20 protein-coding genes and 1 pseudogene are annotated in these 18,150 nt (G+C 59.8%); 4 read left to right on the top strand and 17 right to left on the bottom strand.

The features are described 5' to 3' along the window. Positions 1-6: 6 nt before the first annotated feature. The 3 genes from ptsP to EXY20_RS03095 are packed head-to-tail and all read right to left on the bottom strand — an operon-like array spanning position 7 to position 4,037. On the bottom strand, positions 7-1,761 hold the full coding sequence (gene ptsP, locus EXY20_RS03105; RefSeq protein WP_135547470.1) for a phosphoenolpyruvate--protein phosphotransferase: 1,755 nt from the start codon (positions 1,759-1,761) through the stop codon (positions 7-9). Beyond that, positions 1,754-3,652, bottom strand: a complete 1,899-nt coding sequence (locus EXY20_RS03100) for a glucose PTS transporter subunit IIA (RefSeq protein ID WP_135547468.1) — start codon at positions 3,650-3,652, stop codon at positions 1,754-1,756. The genes ptsP and EXY20_RS03100 overlap by 8 nt, the downstream gene beginning before the upstream one ends. Before the next feature lie 37 nt (positions 3,653-3,689). Further along, complete coding sequence (locus tag EXY20_RS03095) at positions 3,690-4,037, bottom strand: Hpt domain-containing protein (protein ID WP_135547466.1); 348 nt, start codon at positions 4,035-4,037, stop codon at positions 3,690-3,692. Between the two features lie 79 nt (positions 4,038-4,116). Between EXY20_RS03095 and EXY20_RS03090 the strand changes: the two genes are divergently transcribed. After that, positions 4,117-4,497, top strand: coding sequence for a response regulator (locus EXY20_RS03090; RefSeq protein WP_135547464.1), 381 nt, complete (start codon positions 4,117-4,119; stop codon positions 4,495-4,497). A 458-nt stretch (positions 4,498-4,955) separates the two neighbouring features. Then, positions 4,956-6,677, top strand: a complete 1,722-nt coding sequence (gene ilvB / locus EXY20_RS03085; RefSeq protein ID WP_135547461.1) for a biosynthetic-type acetolactate synthase large subunit — start codon at positions 4,956-4,958, stop codon at positions 6,675-6,677. Here the strand turns inward: ilvB and EXY20_RS03080 are convergent. From EXY20_RS03080 to aroA, 7 genes are all read right to left on the bottom strand, one after another. After that, positions 6,674-7,003, bottom strand: coding sequence for a spore coat protein (locus EXY20_RS03080; RefSeq protein ID WP_135547459.1), 330 nt, complete (start codon positions 7,001-7,003; stop codon positions 6,674-6,676). The two genes, ilvB and EXY20_RS03080, sit on opposite strands and share 4 nt — an antisense overlap. Before the next feature lie 26 nt (positions 7,004-7,029). Further along, a complete protein-coding gene (locus tag EXY20_RS03075) occupies positions 7,030-7,260 on the bottom strand; it encodes a hypothetical protein (protein ID WP_135547457.1) in 231 nt (76 codons plus the stop codon). Positions 7,261-7,396: 136 nt separating this feature from the next. Next, positions 7,397-7,780 carry a hypothetical protein gene (locus EXY20_RS03070; protein WP_135547455.1) on the bottom strand — a complete coding sequence of 128 codons (384 nt, stop codon included), beginning with the start codon at positions 7,778-7,780 and terminating at the stop codon, positions 7,397-7,399. Between the two features lie 434 nt (positions 7,781-8,214). Next, entirely contained in the window at positions 8,215-8,877 is a 663-nt protein-coding gene (gene thiE / locus EXY20_RS03065; RefSeq protein WP_135547452.1) for a thiamine phosphate synthase, read from the bottom strand. Next, positions 8,870-9,295, bottom strand: coding sequence for a CoA-binding protein (locus EXY20_RS03060; protein WP_135547450.1), 426 nt, complete (start codon positions 9,293-9,295; stop codon positions 8,870-8,872). The genes thiE and EXY20_RS03060 overlap by 8 nt, the downstream gene beginning before the upstream one ends. A 28-nt stretch (positions 9,296-9,323) precedes the next feature. After that, positions 9,324-10,163 (bottom strand): C39 family peptidase, encoded by an 840-nt coding sequence (locus EXY20_RS03055; protein WP_135547448.1) that lies wholly within the window; start codon positions 10,161-10,163, stop codon positions 9,324-9,326. A gap of 47 nt (positions 10,164-10,210) precedes the next feature. Continuing rightward, the gene (aroA, locus tag EXY20_RS03050) at positions 10,211-11,506 is read right to left on the bottom strand and encodes a 3-phosphoshikimate 1-carboxyvinyltransferase (protein ID WP_135547445.1); all 1,296 of its coding nucleotides are present in this window, start codon (positions 11,504-11,506) and stop codon (positions 10,211-10,213) included. A gap of 196 nt (positions 11,507-11,702) precedes the next feature. Here aroA and EXY20_RS03045 point away from each other — a divergent pair, with 196 nt between their 5' ends. Beyond that, the gene (locus EXY20_RS03045) at positions 11,703-12,008 is read left to right on the top strand and encodes a rhodanese-like domain-containing protein (RefSeq protein ID WP_207671208.1); all 306 of its coding nucleotides are present in this window, start codon (positions 11,703-11,705) and stop codon (positions 12,006-12,008) included. 11 nt (positions 12,009-12,019) lie between these two features. Here EXY20_RS03045 and EXY20_RS03040 read toward each other — a convergent pair whose 3' ends face one another. Next, positions 12,020-12,544 (bottom strand): shikimate kinase, encoded by a 525-nt coding sequence (locus EXY20_RS03040; protein WP_135547443.1) that lies wholly within the window; start codon positions 12,542-12,544, stop codon positions 12,020-12,022. A gap of 160 nt (positions 12,545-12,704) precedes the next feature. On the opposite strand from EXY20_RS03040, the gene EXY20_RS03035 reads away from it, so the two are divergent. Further along, on the top strand, positions 12,705-13,016 hold the full coding sequence (locus EXY20_RS03035) for a hypothetical protein (RefSeq protein ID WP_135547441.1): 312 nt from the start codon (positions 12,705-12,707) through the stop codon (positions 13,014-13,016). 10 nt (positions 13,017-13,026) lie between these two features. On the opposite strand, the gene EXY20_RS03030 is transcribed toward EXY20_RS03035, so the two are convergent. The 6 genes and pseudogenes from EXY20_RS03030 to EXY20_RS03005 form a co-directional block, all read right to left on the bottom strand. Continuing rightward, entirely contained in the window at positions 13,027-14,025 is a 999-nt protein-coding gene (locus EXY20_RS03030) for a sugar phosphate nucleotidyltransferase (protein WP_235885335.1), read from the bottom strand. Between the two features lie 605 nt (positions 14,026-14,630). Beyond that, entirely contained in the window at positions 14,631-14,987 is a 357-nt protein-coding gene (locus tag EXY20_RS03025; protein WP_135547437.1) for a hypothetical protein, read from the bottom strand. An 18-nt stretch (positions 14,988-15,005) separates the two neighbouring features. Further along, positions 15,006-15,584: a 2'-5' RNA ligase family protein gene (locus EXY20_RS03020; RefSeq protein WP_235885334.1), complete on the bottom strand. Its 579-nt coding sequence runs from the start codon at positions 15,582-15,584 to the stop codon at positions 15,006-15,008. A 32-nt stretch (positions 15,585-15,616) separates the two neighbouring features. Continuing rightward, entirely contained in the window at positions 15,617-16,117 is a 501-nt protein-coding gene (locus tag EXY20_RS03015; RefSeq protein ID WP_135547433.1) for an NUDIX domain-containing protein, read from the bottom strand. A gap of 141 nt (positions 16,118-16,258) precedes the next feature. Continuing rightward, positions 16,259-17,325, bottom strand: a pseudogene (locus EXY20_RS03010) (FAD-dependent oxidoreductase). Continuing rightward, complete coding sequence (locus EXY20_RS03005) at positions 17,307-18,146, bottom strand: thiazole synthase (protein ID WP_135547431.1); 840 nt, start codon at positions 18,144-18,146, stop codon at positions 17,307-17,309. Before EXY20_RS03005 ends, EXY20_RS03010 begins: the two are co-directional and overlap by 19 nt. Positions 18,147-18,150 lie beyond the last annotated feature (4 nt).

Raw genomic sequence — 18,150 nt, 5'->3', positions numbered from 1 at the left:
GCGGAGCTACGCTTCCGCCTGTGGAATGGCGGCGCATCCTGCCTGCAGCAGCGCTTTGATCTCCGCGCCCGTGCGGCACGCCAGAGCCCGCTGCAGCAGCTCGGCGCTGGCGTCGGCGCGACTGGCCAGCAGCTCCTTCTTCACCGGCAGCAGCGCCGGCACCGACATGCTGATTTCGCCGATGCCGAGCCCTAGCCACAGCGGCAGCGCCAGCCGGTCGCCGGCAAGCTCGCCGCAGACGCTGACCGAAATGCCGCGCCGCTTGGCCGCGTCGACGGTCGTCTTGAGCATGCGCAGCACCGCCGGATGATACGGATCGTACAGATGGGCGATCGCTTCGTTCATCCGGTCGACGGCAAGCGCATATTGCACGAGATCGTTCGTGCCGATGCTGAAAAACTGTACCTCTTCCGCCAGTAAATCGGCGATTGCTACCGCAGCCGGCACTTCGATCATAATCCCCACTTCGATGTCCGCGTTGTACGTTTCCCCGGCGTCGTCAAGCTCGCGCATCGCCATACGAAGCACGTCCCGCGCCGCACGCACCTCTTCAACGGACGCAATCATCGGGTACATGATTTTGACGTTGCCGTACCGGCTCGCCCGCAGAATCGCCTTGAGCTGCGTGCGGAACAGGTCCGTCCGATCCAACGATATGCGGATTGCCCGGTACCCGAGCGCCGCATTGTCCTCGCGCGGCAGCGCGAGAAAATCGACGTTCTTGTCGCCGCCGATATCGAGCGTACGAATGACGAGCGGTCGCCCGCCCAGCTTCTCGGCGGCGCGTCGGTACACGTCGAACTGCTCGTCCTCGGTCGGCAGCGCGCTGTTCTCCATGTAGATGAACTCCGTGCGCAGCAAGCCGACGCCGGCAGCGCCGCTTGCGATGGCGGCATCGAGATCCTGGATCGAACTCATGTTGACCAGCAGTTCGAGCCGCACGCCATCCTCGGTCACCGGCGGCACGCCGGCGATCGCGTTAAGCCGGTCTTTTTCGGCCAGCCATTCCGACTTGCGCGCCTTGTACGTTTCGACGAGCTTGTCGTCGGGATGGATATGCACCGTCCCCGCATCGCCGTCGATGATCAGCAAATCGCCGTTCTCGAGCGGCTCCGCCAGCTTCCCTTCCAGTCCGAGCACGAACGGAATGCCCATTGCGCGCGCCATGATCGCCGCATGCGACGTGGTGCCGCCGAGCATCGTGACGATGCCGAGCACCTGCTGCGGGTTCATATGCGACAGTTGGGACGGCGACAGTTCCTTGGCGCAAACGATGAACGGCGGCTCGTCCGGCACAGGAGCCGTCTCCGGAAAAACGCCGAGCAGATGCTTCAGCAGCCGGTTGCCGACGTCCTTGATATCCGTCGCCCGCTCCTTCATGTAATTGTCGTCCAGCAAATCGAACATGAGCGCAAACTTGTCGATCGTTTCCTTGACGGCCACTTCCGCCGACTTGTATTGCCGCTTCATGATGTTATGCACTTCGTTCATGAAGATCGGGTCGTCCAGAATCGCCAGATGGGCGTCGAAAATTTCCGATTCCTGCTTGCCGATCATTTCCGAAATGTCCTGCTTGATCAGCTCCAGCTCCAGCTTCGACGCACGAATGCCTTCGAACAGCTTCTCGAACTCGAACGTCAGGTCGTTTGCGTCGATCGCTTCGTCGGGAATGTTCCACTCCCACGCCGGCAGCAGAAACGCTTTGCCGATGGCGATGCCGGGCGAGGCGCCGATGCCGTTCAGGCTGAATCCGCTACCCATTCGTGCCACCTCCGCCGCTCGTCGTTTCGTCTTTCAGCACAACGGACATTACGGCCGCCTGCCCTTTTTTGACCGCCTTGAACGGTGCGAAGCTCCACGTTTTCACTTTGGCCGGATTGGTGACAACCATCGGCGTGATCGGCGACTTGGCAAGCTCCTTCACCTTTTGCAAGTTGAACTTGATGAGCAGTTGGCCCGGCTCTACCTCGTCCCCTTCTTTCACATAGGCGGTAAACCATTTGCCTTGCAAATTGACGGTGTCGATGCCGACGTGAAGCAGCACCTCCAGCCCTTCTTTCGTCACGATGCCGATGGCGTGCAGCGTCGGGTACAAGTGGGCCACGCGGCCCGCAACAGGAGAAACGAGCTCGCCCCGCTCCGGCAGGAAGGCGACGCCGTCGCCGACGATTTTGCCGGCGAATACCGCGTCCGGCACTTCGTCGAGCGGCAGCATCTTGCCTTGCATCGGCGAGCTGAACAGCACCTGTTCGATGTCCTTTCGCGTCACTTTGACGATTTCCTCGCGAATCAGTTCGGAGAACGTGCCGAACACGACCTGCACGTTGCCGCCGCCAAGCGTGATGACGCCGGCGGCGCCCAAATGCTTCAGCGCGGCCATGTCCAGCAGCTTGTCGTTCTCGAGCGTCAGCCGCAGCCGCGTGATGCAGGCTTCGATCGTCTTGATGTTGTTCTTGCCGCCGAGCGCGCGCAAAATAAGCGGCGCCCGGTACGGGATATCGCCGGCCCATTCCTCGAGCTGGGAGCCTTCCTCGCGGCCCGGCGTCGGAATGCGGAAGCGCTGGATCGCCCAGCGGAACAGCACGTAATATACGAGGCCGTATACAAGGCCGATCGGAATGAGCCACAGCCCGCGACTGGCGAGATGTTCGTTGATCACAAAGTCGATGGCGCCGGCCGAAAACGAAAAGCCGTGATGAATGTCGAGCTCGTAGGCGATCCACATCGCGGCGCCGGACAGCAGCGCATGAATGAAAAACAAATACGGCGCCACAAACAAAAAGGCGAATTCGATCGGTTCCGTAACGCCGGTAAGAAACGACGTAAGCGCGGCGGTCAGGAAGGTCGCGCGGATGCCCGGCTTCAAATCTTCGCGCGCCTCCTGGATAATGGCCAGCGCAATCGCCGGCACGGCGAACATCATGATCGGGTACAGGCCCGCCATGTACGTGCCCGCCGACGGATCGCCGGCGAAATAGCGCGGCAAATCGCCGAACACGACGCTGCCGTCCGCCCGTTCGAACGAACCGAGCTGAAACCAGAACACGTTGTTCAGGATATGGTGCAGCCCGGAAGGCACGAGCAGCCGGAACGACATGCCGTACAGAAAGGCGCCGAAGCCGCCCATGCCGAGCATAAAGTCGCCGATCGCCCCGAAAAACCGCTGGATCGACGGCCCCACCGCCATCATGATCAGCGTAAACACGATCGTTACCGCGCTCATGAAGAGCGGCACAAAGCGCGGTCCGCCAAAAAATTGAATGTACTCCGGCAGCTTGATGTTGCGAAACCGGTGATAGGACAGCGCGGCCAAAATGCCGATCAGGATGCCGCCGGAAACGCCAAGCTTCAGCTCCGTGCCGATATAATACGCTTCCGTCAGACGGGTGAACAAAAAATAGCCGAGCAGCGCGGACATACCGGCGGTGCCGGCGTTTTCCGTCAGGCCGAGCGCCACGCCGACGGCAAAGATGAACGGCAAATACGTAAAAATCGTATCGCCGCTGAAACGCAATATTTCCCCCACCTGGCCAAGTCCAACCGACTGCCAGGGAATTGCCCCGAGGTACAGCAAGATCGCCGCCACGGGCAACGCAATTGTCGGCAGCATGATCGACCGGCCGAGCTGCTGCAGATTACCCATCCAGTTCATGGCGCTGTCCTTTCCGTTAAACTAGCTTGTCCCCGCGTCAACCGGCATCGTCCGCCTCCGCCACCGCGGTTTCGAGCCGATTCGCCATTAATCGCAACGATTCGAGCTTTTCCGCTGTCCAAACTTGCCCTTCCTGTTGTAAAATAAAACCAAGCATGCGCTCGCAAGCCTCATCGATCGCCGGCAATGACAACGTGAGCGCCAGCCCTTTCATGCTGTGGGCGATGCGATACGCCGTGCCGGCAGTCCGATCCGGCTCCGCTGCGCCCCGCTCCCATTCGACGAACGCGCGATGCAGTTGTTCCATTTTGACGCGGCTGTCGTCCATAAAGGCAAGCTTCGTTCGCTGCAAGATAGCCGCCATACGCTCCGCTTTGTCCGTCATTTCGATTGTCCCCCGCTGCTCCGTAATCGATCCGTACCGGATCGCAATTGATTAATGCCATTAAAGGAGTGTCCAGTCCGTGCCCAAACATATCGCCATTGTCGACGATAGCGGCGCTTTCTGCCTGCTGGTCAAACAGCTGCTCGAGATCGACGAGGAGTATGTCGTCGAAGCTTTCGCCGATGCCGATGAATTTCTCAAAATCAGCTCGCGCATCCGCTCCTACGACCTGATTATGCTCGATATTAACATGCCCGGGACGAACGGTCTGAGCGCGCTTGGCCAATTGCAGGCCAGTGCCCATACGAAGTCCGTGCCCGTTCTGCTCCTCTCCGGCGATTCGCGCAAATCGACCGTCACCGAAGGCGTCATGCTCGGGGCCAAGGATTTCCTGATGAAGCCGATCGATCCGGCGCAATTAATCGAGCGGGTCCACGCCATTGTGAACCGGCCGTCTTGATCCATCTTATCACAAGATTGATTTATAAGGGAGACGCTTGACTGGAACGGATTTCATGTTCTATAATCTGATGCTAATACATTACACGCGATGATGAGCAGTAAGCGCACCTCCCTTGCGCCCAGAGAGCGGACGGATTGCTGAAACGTTCGCCGCAAGACATGCGCTTTAGTCCGCTCGGAGCTTCCGGCTGAACGCCGGGTTCAGGCGCCTGAACCCTGTGCCAGTAAGTGCGGACGGAATGGCGCTCGTTACCGCGCCTGAGGCAAGCTCGTCGGTTGCCTCATAAGGCCGGCATCGCAAGATGTCCGGCGAACCAGGGTGGTACCGCGAACCGTTAACCGTTCGCCCCTTTTGTATGGCATGCGCCGAAACGCGCTGCGATGCAGAAGGGGCTTTTTGATGTTTTCATATTCTCGCGTTCGCTCCCCAATCCCGCTTTCAAGGAGGAATTGTCCATGTCCACAACCGCATCTGCCGTTTCCGGTTCGGAGCTGCTGCTCCGCTGTTTGCTTCGCGAAGGTGTCGACTGCGTATTCGGGTATCCCGGAGGCAATGTCCTTTATGTATACGACGCCATGTACAACAATGCCGGGTTCCGGCACATTCTGACCCGCCACGAGCAAGGCGCGATCCATGCGGCCGACGGTTATGCCCGCGCTACCGGAAGGGTCGGAGTTTGCATCGCCACGTCCGGTCCGGGCGCTACCAATCTCGTCACCGGCATCGCCACCGCGCATATGGATTCGGTTCCGCTGGTCGTCATTACCGGCAATGTGCCCACAGCGCTCGCCGGTTCGGACGCGTTCCAGGAAGCGGACATTGTCGGCATCACGATGCCGATCACGAAACATAGCTACTACGTGCGTTCCGCGGCCGACTTGCCGCGCATCGTCAGGGACGCGTTCCGCATCGCCTCCACCGGCCGACCGGGTCCGGTGCTGATCGATATCCCGAAGGACGTGTCCAATCAGTCGGTTGCATGGAGCGACAATTGGCTGCCGGGCGCAGGTTGCGAAGCCGAAGCGAAAGCGGAACCCGATCCTGATCCGCTCGCCATCGCACGGATGACGGATGCGATCGCAGCAGCGAAACGTCCGCTGCTGCTGGTCGGCGGCGGCATCATCGCCTCCGGTGCCGCCAAGGAATTGCTCGCGTTCGCCGAAGCGGCGCGAATCCCGGTTGTGACGACGCTGCTCGGCCTGGGCGGCTTCCCCAGCGGGCACGAGCTGTGGGTCGGCATGCCCGGCTTGCACGGCGCCTACGCCGCGAACAAGGCGCTGCAGAAATGCGACGTGCTGATCGCCGCCGGCGCGCGCTTCGACGATCGCGTGACGATGAAAGTGAGCGGCTTCGCCCCGCAAGTACGCACGATTGTGCACATCGACATCGACGCGGCCGAGATCGGCAAAATCGTACCGGCCGCCATCGCCTGTGTCGGCGATGTCAAAATGGTGCTGCGCGCGGCGCTGCCTTTGGTCAGGCCGGCCGATTCGGCACAATGGCTGGACGAAATTGCGGCAGATGCTCGGCTGTTTCCGCTCCTGCGCGAATCCGATCGCGCCGCGGGCGACGAAGATCCGATCAAACCGGCTCGCTTTATCGACATGATCAGCGAATCGACGCGCGGCGAAGCGATCGTCACCACCGACGTCGGGCAGCACCAGATGTGGGCGGCGCAGTTTTACCGCTTCAGCCGTCCCCGCTCGTTCCTTACGTCCGGCGGTCTCGGCACGATGGGCTTCGGGCTGCCGTCCGCGATCGGCGCGCAGTTCGGCTGCCCGGACCGGCTCGTCGTGTCGATCAACGGCGACGGCGGCATCCAGATGTGCGCCCAGGAACTGGCGGTATGCGCCCTTTACCGGCTGCCGGTCAAGATCGTCGTCATGAACAACGAAGTGCTCGGCATGGTGCGCCAGCAGCAGGAGCTGCTGTACGACAACCGGCTGAGCCAGATCGAATTGGCCGGCAGCCCCGATTTCGTCAAGCTGGCGGAGGCGTACGGCATCAAAGGGGTGCGCGCCCGCACGCAGCAAGAAGCCCGGCTCGTTTGGCAGGAAGCGCTGCAAACGCCGGGCCCGGTGCTGATCGAATGCGTAATCGGCCGCGAAGAAAACGTGTACCCGATGGTTCGTGTCGGCTATACGCTCGACGACATGATTCTCGGAGAGCCGACTTAATGGAATGTCGGAAACTGCGTCCGGTAATTGCTGAACTGCTGGTGCGCTTGCGTGATTTCCTGCGCATCGGCGGCTTTCATCTTGTACCAGCCGTTCTGGAACATCAGATCGAACAGCTGCGACTGCGTGTCGTGCACATCGTTCAGCACGCGCTGCACCGTTTGATGAAGCGCCGGATTCTGCATTTCATTAAGGCCGACATTGTAGGCGGCGGTCAAATATTTTGCCGTCGTTAATATGTCGTTCAGCCTGTCCCGGTCGTTCATTTCAGGCCCTTTCACTTGCGGTTCGCCCGGTTTTTTCGGCATTGCGATTTCAGTGGCCATCTTGTCCGGTCCCCTTTCGGTCGTGGTTAGTGCAGATGCGACAGCAATGTTTCGTAATGCTGCTTGTGTTTCTCGCCGGTCTGCTTCAGCTTGGACTGAATTTGCATATCGGTGCAGGCGTTGGCAGCATCGTTGCATTTCTTCATCGCAAGCAGCTCCCAGGACAAATAATCCTTGATATAGTCCAGTTCCTTGGCAGTCAGCATGTTGCGGTTGCTTGTTGTTGCGGTAGTTGTGTTTGCGGTTTGTGTTTGCATCGGTGGTTCTCCTTTCGCCGGAAGGATCTCATCAGCTTGTTATTGCCCGAGGCCGTCGCGTTGCCGCGCTTCGATCAGGGACGGTCCCCACGGCCAGAAAGCGGACTTCTCAGTCCGCTTCGTACGTGCCGCTTGGTTAACGTCCCATATTCCGGCTCTGCATCGAGCCGGCGGTTGCTGCCGTCGACCGGTAGCCTGTTTGCGCCGCACCTTGGGCGGCAGTGGCCGCCGAAGTGACGGACGGCACAAAGCCGCTCGGGCGGAACGAGCTATTGCCGCTCATGGAAGACGAGGAAGCCGAGCTTGCCGCGCCTTGCGGGCGGGAAACGAAGCTGCTGCCGACCGTATGGGCGGATGCCGCGGTTGCCGTTTGGGCGGATGCCGGGTTGTTCCACTTATTGATGACGGACTGCTTGCCTTGATACACCGATTGGACGAACCCTACCGGCTCGTACTTCTTCTGGGCGCCGAACCGCGAGGAAGCGCCGCCGCTGCCGGCAAAAGACGACTGATTGTACACCGTTGATCCTCCTTGGCATTCGAGTAGTCTTCATGCCGCACCATTCGGTTTCACCGGTCGCCATGAAGCTCGTCTTATTGTTAGCTTCGGCAGCGATTTATAAGCAGGAGAACGCTGGCAACGGCAATCACAACCCACGACCAAGTTGAAAATAGACCCTGTTTTCTTGCCTATTTAGCCAAAAACGGGCAGCCTCTGCAAAATAACCAGCGAAATCACTGGCTATTACTTTGAAAAAAACGATTTTGGGGCTTCGAAGTTGAAATAACCAGTGCTTTCACTGGCTATTTCCGACGAGTCGGGCGATAGGGGGCAAATAGGCCATTTTATGGGCTATTTTGCTTATCCAAACCGGCTTCCATCTATCATAAAAAAAGCCCCCACCCACATTACTGTGGAAGGGGGACTTTTGGTGCAACGCCAACGTTCCCGTGCTACACGAGCTTCGCTCCCTCCGCCGCTGCGGCGATGCTGCGAAGCCGCGCCGCAGCTTCGCGCGGATCGTCGCTGCCGGCGATCGCCGATACGACGGCGATGCCGTCGGCGCCGCTCGCGATCACGTCCGCCGCGTTGGCCGCGTCGATGCCGCCGATGCCAACCTGCGGCAACCCAAGCTCGCGCCGCACATAACGCAGCAGCGACGTGCCGATCGCGTCGCCGGCATCCGGCTTCGTCGCCGTCGCGAAGATCGGCCCGACGCCAATGTAGTCCGCACCGTCCGCGGCCGCCTGCGCCGCTTCTTCCCTCGTCTTCGCCGATACGCCGATCATCCGCTCCGGACCGACAAGCTGCCGCACCATCGCGCACGGCAAGTCGTCCTGGCCGACATGCACGCCGTCGGCGTCCAGCAGCAGCGCAACGTCGACGCGGTCGTTGACGATGAACGGCACGCCGCTCCGGCGGCACAGCTCGCGGAGCGCCGCTCCTTCCCGCATAATGCGGGAAAGCGGCGCCTCTTTCTCGCGCAGCTGTACGATCGTCACGCCGCCGTCCAGCGCCTGTGCCACCGTCTCAAGCGCGCTGCGGCCGCCGACCGGCGCAAGCCCCGTGACAAAATACACCGGCAAGTGTTGGCGTAGCGTTTCCTTGTCAGCCATGCTTCGGCCGCAAAATCGAATCCTCGACCTTGATGCAGCGGTCCATAATCACAGTCAGCCCGCCTTCGGCCGCGATCCGCGCCGCTTCCTCGTTCACGATGCCAAGCTGCAGCCAGAACGCCTTGGCTTTGATTTGCACCGCTTCCTCGGCGATCGGCACCACTTGGTCGCTGCGCCGGAACACGTTGACGATATCGACCGGGAACGGAATGTCCGACAAGCGGGCATACACTTTTTCCCCGAGGATGGTGTCGGCGTTCGGATTGACCGGGATGATGCGATAGCCTTTGTCCTGCATCGCCTGCGCCACCATGTGCGAAACTTTCTCCGGGTTGTCGGACAGGCCGACGACGGCGATCAGCTTCGTTTGCTCCAGCAGTTCCTTGATCTGTTCGCGTGACGGATTTTCGAATGCCATGCCACATTCCCTCCTCAAAATAGAACTTCTACGGATTTCGGTACGAAATGGCCTGCTTCCCTAACGCTTCCCAGGATTGAACAAATTGATTCTTCGCGACCGGTACGGCGGCTTTTCCCGAACGCGGGTCGTTTACATACACATAGTCTTTGTCGTACCCGACCATCAGCACGGCATGTTCGGAGAACGTCGTGCGGATCGGTCCGATCGGCGTGTCCCAGATGTACCAATTGCTCGGCAGGTTGAAGTCGATCGTAGTCCATACAACAACCGGCATGCCGGCCGAAACGTACCGCTCGATGTCGTCAAACGTGCCGTCCGTCAAATCGACGCCGGTTTTGATGTACTTCTGCATCACCTGCAGCAGCGGCCCATGGTATATCGCAAACCCGCGCGTGCGGTTCGTCACGTCGCCGACGTAACCGGTGTTCGGATTGCCCCAGGAGACGATCTTTCCGTCAGCCTTCATCACGATCGGCGTCATATCGACGGGCGTGTCCGCGATCAAATCCATCTTGCCTTTGCTGACGCCGGCGTATTGCAGCAGCATCGCCAGGCTCGTAATTTCGCAGCCGGCCGGCAGCTCCGGGTATTGGGCGATCGCCGGCGCCTTCAGCATGGCGGAAGGTTTGGCCGCCGGCAGCTCGCTCGGCCCGGGCGTCGGCGACGGTTCGGGCGCAGGCGATGCCGTTGCGGAAGGTGGTGACGCCCCCTCTGCATATACGACAGCGTCGTCGGCGTTTGCGCGGAAGGACCAGTCTTTGTCGGTTATTTTCGCATAAAGCAGCACGCTGAACACGCCGCTGGAAAACACGAGCCCCACTACAAGCAGCAAGGTCGACGCGTATTTGATCAGTTTCCATGCCATTCGATTGCGCACCACGCTTCAGTGAAATGGAAATGCCGGGCGGCGGCTCAATCGGCCACTTGTTCGATGCGGGCGCCAAGCGCCTGCAGATGCTCGAAATATTGCGGGTACGACTTCGCCACATGATGCGCGTCGCGAATGGTCAGCCCCCGGCGCGAACGAAGCCCGACGACCGTAAGCGCCATGATGACGCGATGGTCGAAGTGCGCATCGATCTCCACGCCGCCTTCGACGCCTTCCGGTTTGCCGTGCACGATAATTTCGCTTTGCCGCTCTTCCACGTCGGCGCCGGCCTTGCGCAGCTCCGCCAAATAATCGGTAATGCGGTCGCATTCCTTGTATCGCAAGTTCTCTACATTATAGAAGCGCGACGTCCCTTCGGCGAAAACCGCCGCGGCCACCATCGCCAGCACGCCGTCGGTAAAATGGTCGCCGTCGAACTCGCCGGCCGCAAGCCGCTTGTTGCCTTGCACATGGACAACGCCGTCCTTGTGCGTGAGCGGCACGCCCATCGCCTTCAGGACGTCGACAACGGCGCGTTCGCCTTGTTTGCTGTCCTCCGTCAGGCGCAGCACGCGAACTTCGGAATCCGTTACGGCCGCAGCCGCCAGGATCGCCGCCGAACCCGGATAGTCGCCTTGAATAACGTATTCCTTCGGTTCGTAACGCTGGCCGCCCGGCACGCGGAAATGCATCAGATCGGCGCTCGCTTCCACGCGTATGCCCGCCTGCGCCAGCACCTCAAGCGTCTGGCCGACGACAACCTTCGATTTCAAATCGTTCAGCACGACAATTTCGCTGTCTTCCGCCAGAAGCGGCGTCATGAACAGCAGCGAGCTGAGGTACTGCGAACTGACGCTTCCCGATACCTCGATGCGGCCGCCGCGCGGGGCCCCGCCATGAATCGTAATCGGCAGCTTGCCTCCGTTATGGTCGACCTTGACGCCGATCTGACCAAGCGCGTCGATCAAATCGTCGTGCGGCCGTTTGCCGAGCGATTCCGGGTACGTATTGACGAACGTAACTTCCGGGCAGAAGGCGGCGGTCGACATCAGGAAACGCAGCACGGCGCCGGCATTGCCGACATTAAGCTCCTTCACGTTCCTCGGATGCCGGCCGAAACCGGTAATGGTAATTTTCTGTTCGTCTTCCGTCATGACGGCGCCCAAATCGCGGATGCAGCGGCGCATGGCGTCGCTGTCCTCGCTGTGGGCGGGATAAAGGATCGTGCTTGTCCCTTCGGCCAGCGCGCCGACAAGCAAATAACGGGTCGTATAATTTTTGGAAGACAGGGCGTTGATTGTTCCTTGTAAAGATGCTGCGGGTGTAACGATGACTTTCATGTAAGCTTGAGCGCTCCCCTCGAATTTCGTCGCATAGTGTCAGTTTACCATAGCTTGCCCTGCTTGGGAATGCGCCCCGCAAGCCGCCCGCAGGCCGCCGCGGCAACCGATGCGGCAATCGGCCGCGCGGTTTGACAGCGGCTCCGCTTCCTCCTATGATGAGGGGGATCGACGAATGCTGAGGAGGGGTTCTTTTTTGTCCACGATCGGTTCCATCACGCCAAAGCAATTGAAAGATCGGCTGCAGCGCGGCGAAACGCCGGCCATGGTCGACGTGCGCGAGCATGACGAAGTAGCGCACGGCATGGTGCCGGGCGCTGTTCATATCCCGCTGGGCGAGCTGCCAGAGCGGCTGCGCGAGGTGCCGCAGAACGGCGAAGTGATTCTCATTTGCCGCAGCGGCAATCGCAGCGGAAGAGCATGCGAATACTTGCAGGCGCAAGGCTTGCAAGGACTCGTCAACATGACCGGCGGCATGCTGGAATGGGAGAAGTTGGACTGACCGGCGCGGGCTTACGTTTCCGGACGGTCGTACGTTGCGGAAAGCCGGACAATCGTTTCGGCGATCTGTTCGACCGTAAGCCCGTCGGTAGCCACCGTCACATCGGCAAAATCGTAGGCGTGCTTGCGTTTCTCCATCAGCTGCGGCACTGTCTCATGCGCATTCCCCTGCAGCAGCGGACGATTCGAATCGCGATTGACCCGCGCGATGATCGTTTCCGCCGATGCCGTCAGCGCGACGACGATTCCTCCGGCCCGCATGGCCTCGCGATTGCGCGGAGCCAGCACCGCTCCGCCCCCCGTTGCCACTACTTGTCCGCTGCGCGACATCACATCGGCTATCACGCCGCTTTCGACGTCGCGGAAATAGGTTTCGCCCGGGCCCGCAAACAATTCCGGGATCGTCCGTCCTTCCCGCCGTTCGATTTCTTCATCCGTTCCGACCAGCCGCCAGCCGAGTTTGCCGGCCAACACCCCGCCGACCGACGTTTTACCCGTCCCCATAAAGCCGACCAGAACGATATTGTGCCATTTCATCCTTTTTCCCCCTGACGCCTTCCCGCCGATAAAATCTCATCTATTCTAGCACAGGAGACGCCAGTATGGAATGATCGGACGAATCCGATCCAGATGCGCATGATTTGGGCGATTGTCGCGTATGGATGAAACATGTCTGTCTTTCAGGAGTGAACAATCCATGGAATTTTCCCGATCCGAAACGGTTCCCGTTTCCGAAGCCGCCTTGCGCAAGCTCGAAAGGCTGACGCAAAGCGACTATTCGCTTTGCCGCGAAGAAGCCGTGTGGCTGCTGGAATATATGCGCGCTTCTCTGGCCTGCGACCCGGCGATGCCGGTTCAAGACCGGAGCGCGGCGCAATGGAAGCAGCAATTCCGCTGTTTCGCCGATGTGGCGCTGCTGCTCATTCGCCGCGGCCTCTCGCCCTCCGATTTGGAGATCGAACGGCTAAAGGCCGCGCTGCGCGAGCAATCCCGGGTTGCGCTGCCTTGACGTTTGTCGTTCACTCGATAATCGACGATTTGTCGCCAATGATAAACCGTGCCGGTTTGTTCGTGGCCAACGGGGCGTTGATGCGGGACATGGCACCGAATGCGCTGTTTAGGGCATACAGGTGCGCAAGCTCCGCCTGTTCCAGAATGATCGAATTGTCGATGGTGCACGCTTCCAATCGGCATGATTCGCCGACGGTAACGAACGGCCCCAGCCTGCTGTTGCGAATCGTGGCGCCTTTCCCGATGCGTACCGGCGGAATCAGGACGGTCCCCTCCAGATCGACGCCGTCCGCGATCACATTCCGGCTGCCGTCTTCCGCCATCAAGTGGCGATTGGCGGCAATCCATTGCTCCGGCGTGCCCACATCAAAAAACGGCGTGTCCAGCAGCGAGTATACGATCTTCTCCGTCTGTCCGATCATCATCTGCAGCACGTCGGTCAGTTCGTATTCCCCCCGCCGGGAAGGCCGGAGCCGGTCGATATGCAACCAGACGCCGGTCCGGAAGGCGTAGGCGCCGGCGATGGCAAGATCGGAGCGGGGATGCTCCGGCTTCTCCTCCAGGTCGACAACGCGCCCTTGCTCCACAACGGCAACACCGAATTGACGCGGGTTCTCGACCCGCGCCAGCATGATCGCGCCATGAGCGCCCTCCATCTCCACCGCCGTTCGCAACGCTTCGACCGGCCCTTCGATCAAATTGTCGCCCAGCATAACGAGGAAGGAATCGCCGCCGAGAAACGATCTGCCGCTCCGGATCGCATCGGCCAAGCCTCGCGTCTCCTGCTGCTGCAGGTAGGTAATCGAAACGCCATGCCGATCGCCGGAACCGAGGTGCTCACGGATGGACGGCTGGCTCGCATGGATAACGATGCCGATCTCGCTGACGCCCGCCCGCTTCAACTGGCGGATGGAGTAGTCGATGACGGGAATCCCGTTTACAGGAAGCATGCATTTCGGCCTGGAGTATGAAAAAGGTTGAATCCGTGTCCCTTTGCCTGCGCACAAAACGATTCCCTTCAAAAGCCATCACTCCATAAAAGTTAGTGCGGGAATTTTATTGCAAGTACCGGTCGACCATCGCGCGGGAATGGCAGCGACCGACGACGAACCGGCGCAAATCGGCCGGATGCCGTTTGGCGTTGCGGCGACGTCCGCTTTTCTTGACGCGTTAACTCTGCTCGGCGAAGTCACTTTGGAGGTTTTCGGCACCCTACTTATGGGTATGTTACCAATGTGTAGTCTGTATAGGCGTACAACCTCCTGCATCAACATATCTTTTGACTTTTGCCTACTCTATTTCCGCATGAGTGATACCGACTAAATAGCCCATGAAAAGCGGCTTATTCCCTCGTTTTCCCATGGTGCGGCGGACATAACCAGCGAAAACACTGGCTATTGTTGCCCAATCGCCCCTCAATCGAAGATTTCGTTGAAATACCCAGTAAAATCGCTGGCTATTTCTGTGTTGGCCGCCATTTTTTACCGAAATAACCAAGAAAAAATGGCTTATTTTCGGTATATGTCTTTGTGGTGCGCATTGGGAGACAAGTTTGACATAAAGAAACGGCTACTCTCTTGGACAAAAGAGGGCAGCCGTTTCTTTCGGCGGTTTATTTGCGACGGTGCGACGGCTTGCCGTTCGTTTCGTTATCCGGGTCGTCGCGAACCTTCGGGTCGTTCGGATCGTCCGCTTCCACCGGACCGTCCCACGATTCGCCGTTCCATTCCGGGTCCGCTTCCAGTTCTTGTTCGATTTCTTCGTTCGTCGGCGGGCGATCGAACGCGGCTCCGATGCCCAGCTTCTCCTTGATCTGGCGAATATCCAGCTGGATTTCCCTGACACGCCAATACGTGGCGAAAATAACGCCGACTACAATCGCGGTCAACATGATGCCGCCAAACGTTCCGGCCCAATACAGCAACGCGATCACAAGCCCGACGGCGACGATGGCACCGAAAATAAACAACGTTTGCCCTCCTTTCGTTTATCCCAAAGGAATGATCATTTCGATCGCCGAGTACTCCTGTTCGTCAATTACCTCGACGCTGATTTCCTTGACTGTATGCTGCTCAAAACGCTCCTTTATGGATCGATAGGAATGTACGGCGCGTTGCCATTCAGTTCGGTCGTTGATCCGGCCTACCGTCAGATGGGGAACATAAGGAGTCTCACGCAGAAACGGCGGATAATACGATTGCAGCATTCCCGTATAAAGCCGGCGATGAAGCTCGCTCAATTCTTCTCCGCCCTGCGCCACATCCAGAAACAAGTAGCCCCCTTCCGCGCCGCTGATTCCTTGCATCACAAGCCGGAACGGTTTCACTCCCGCAACAGCCGTCTCGATATTGCGGCGCAACGCTTCGGTAGCGATATCGCTGCAGAACGGAAACACGAGCGTAACGTGCGCCCCGACATAACCAAACAAAGGATCGTGTTTGCTTCGTATTTCCTCAATCGCCGCAAGGTTCTCGAAGGAAGGGAATATCATGATGCAACGGCGCTTGGCGCATCCGTCCGCAGCCGCTTCGTTCTTCCCGGTCTCCATCTTGTCGTTTGGCTCCATCTCCACGGCCACGCTCCCCCTTCAAAAACATCTCAAAACACAAGCGGATCGTTCAATTCCGCCCATTGCATCAGCGGCGCGCCGTCCTTGCCGCTTGTGATCGTGCCGACCCGGATTCCGGACGGATCCGCACGTTCAAAATCGTAGGCCAGCATCGCACGCACGATCGCCGACATCGGAAGGCCGAGCACCGCTTCCTTCCTCACCCAGTGCAGCTCGCCTTCGTCGCTGTTGACGAAATCGCTTCTGGCCGTCGTGCCGAAATAAACGAACTGCTGCCTGATTTCGTCGCCTTTGATCCGCAGCAGCAAATAACGCAGCCGCAGCTCCGACAAATCCGACTCGGCGAAACCGGACTCTTCGAAAATTTCGCGCAAACAGGCGCTTCGCGGATGATTCAGCTCGCTGGCTTCCACATGTCCGCCCAGTCCGCTCCAGAAAGGCCGATCCGCGATCCGGCTGTTCGATTTCCGCATCAACAGCAACTCATCGCCGCGAAACAAAAAAGCCGTGGCCATTTGTCTGACTTCCACCGCATCTCATTCCTTCCGGAAACAAAAAAACATCAAGTTTGATTCAACCTGATGTTCATCGTTTCTTGTATTTTCTCCTCTAGTATACGATAAATCGTTTCAACATTTAACAGATCTTCCCTGAATAACTTCCCCTTCGTTTCATTGCCGCAACGCAAACCGATCCGGTGCAAACGGCGCCAACAATCCCGCCCCCGCGCTTCCCTCCAGCAGGTCGCCGACAAGCTGCGCCGTCACTGGACTGAGCAAAATGCCGTTGCGATAATGGCCGGCGGCGATCAGGATATCGTCCCGATGCGGCAGTCGGCCGATCAGCGGCCGGCCGTCGAGCGTCGCCGGGCGAAGGCCCGCCCAGCGGCGAACCGGCTGCCGCCCTTGCAGAAACGGGAACAGCCGCGGCCCCCAGCGCAGCAGCCGCTCGATCCCGCGTTCGGTGACGGACGCATCGAATCCGGCCACATCTTCCGATGCGCCGCATACGAGCGTGCCGTTTTTTTTGCCCACCCAATAGGCTTGGCTCGAAAAGACCATATGGCGGGTATCGCCAAACGGCACGTCGTACGAACAAATTTGCCCCCTGATCGGATGAATCGGAATCGGCAGCCCGATCGTTTCGGCGAAACGGCACGTCCAGGCGCCGGCGCACAGAACGGCGCGATCGCCGCGCCATTCCGCTCCGTTGCCACCGCGCAACAGCACGCCGCTCCCCGAGAGACGGTGCGGATCGACAATCTCCACCTCACCCGCGTGAGCCGTCAAGCTGACGCCAATTCGGCGGCAAGCCTCCTCCAAAGCGGCGACCAGCAGGGGCGCATTGACATGGCTTTCTTCCGGGCAAAACAAAGCTGCCGCCGCACGGCTGGTGAGCTCCGGCTCCGTTCGCTGCAGTCGCTCTCCTTGCTCGATAAGCTCGGCGCGGGCGCCCAATGACCGCTGCCACGCAAGACGAGTCTGCAGCGGCAGCAAATCCGCTTCGTTCAGCGCAACCGTCAGACTGCCCGTCGCCAGCAGCTCGGGATCGATTCCGGAGACGGTCCGGACCCGCTCCAGCCGGCTGCGGCGCCGGACGCTTGCCCTCCGAACGCTCCCGACTCGATGACCGTGACCCGAAACCCGCGCGACGCCGCTTCAAAAGCGCACGACAAGCCAATAATGCCGCCGCCGATGATAAGCACGCTTGCCGCCACGTTCAGACGCCGCCTTTCCATTGCGCCGAGGCTGCCTTGCCGAGCGGCTGCGGCGGCACGGATATGCCGGCGGTATCGCTGCTCGCCGATGCGTCCCGCCGCTGCGGAATGCGGCCGGCGCGATAGGCCAATCTTCCCGCTTCGACGGCAAGCCGCATGGCGCGGGCCATTGCAATCGGGTCACTCGCCTTGGCGACCGGCGTGTTGACGAGAATGCCGGCGGCGCCCAGCTCCATCGCCAGCACGGCATCCACGGCAGAACCGATTCCGGCGTCGACAATTACCGGCACCGTCGCTTCTTCCGCAATCAAGGCAATATTGTACGGGTTCAAGATGCCGAGCCCCGAACCGATCGGCGCGCCTCCCGGCATGACGGCGGCGGCTCCCGCTTCTTCCAGCCGTTTGCACAGAATCGGGTCGTCGGACGTATACGGCAGGACAACAAATCCTTCAGCGGCGAGCCGTTCGGTAGCTTTCAGCGTTTCCAGCGGATCGGGCAGCAGCGTGCGGGCGTTGGCGCTGATCTCCACCTTGATCCAGTCGCCGAGCCCCGAAGCCCGCGCCAATCGCGCAATGCGCACGGCTTCTTCGGCATTGGACGATCCCGATGTATTGGGGAGGTAGATCAAATCCTTGTCTTCCAGTTGCTGCAGCAGCGAATCGTCCTCCACCATGTCGAGATTGACCCGGCGTACGGCGAACGTGATGACTTGGGCCGCCGAAGCTTCCAGCGCCATCCGCATCACCGCGGGACTCGGAAAACGTCCCGTGCCGAGAAACAGCCGGGATTCCAGTCTTTTGCCGCCTATAATCAACGGATCATTTCCTGCTTGTGTTTCCATCTGC

The sequence above is a fragment of the Paenibacillus cymbidii genome, assembly GCF_004764705.1.
In the GTDB taxonomy this organism is placed as follows: Bacteria; Bacillota; Bacilli; order Paenibacillales; family NBRC-103111; genus Paenibacillus_AN; species Paenibacillus_AN cymbidii.
Note: the sequence above shows the minus strand (reverse complement) of the source record. Positions and strands in the feature narration are given on the sequence as shown.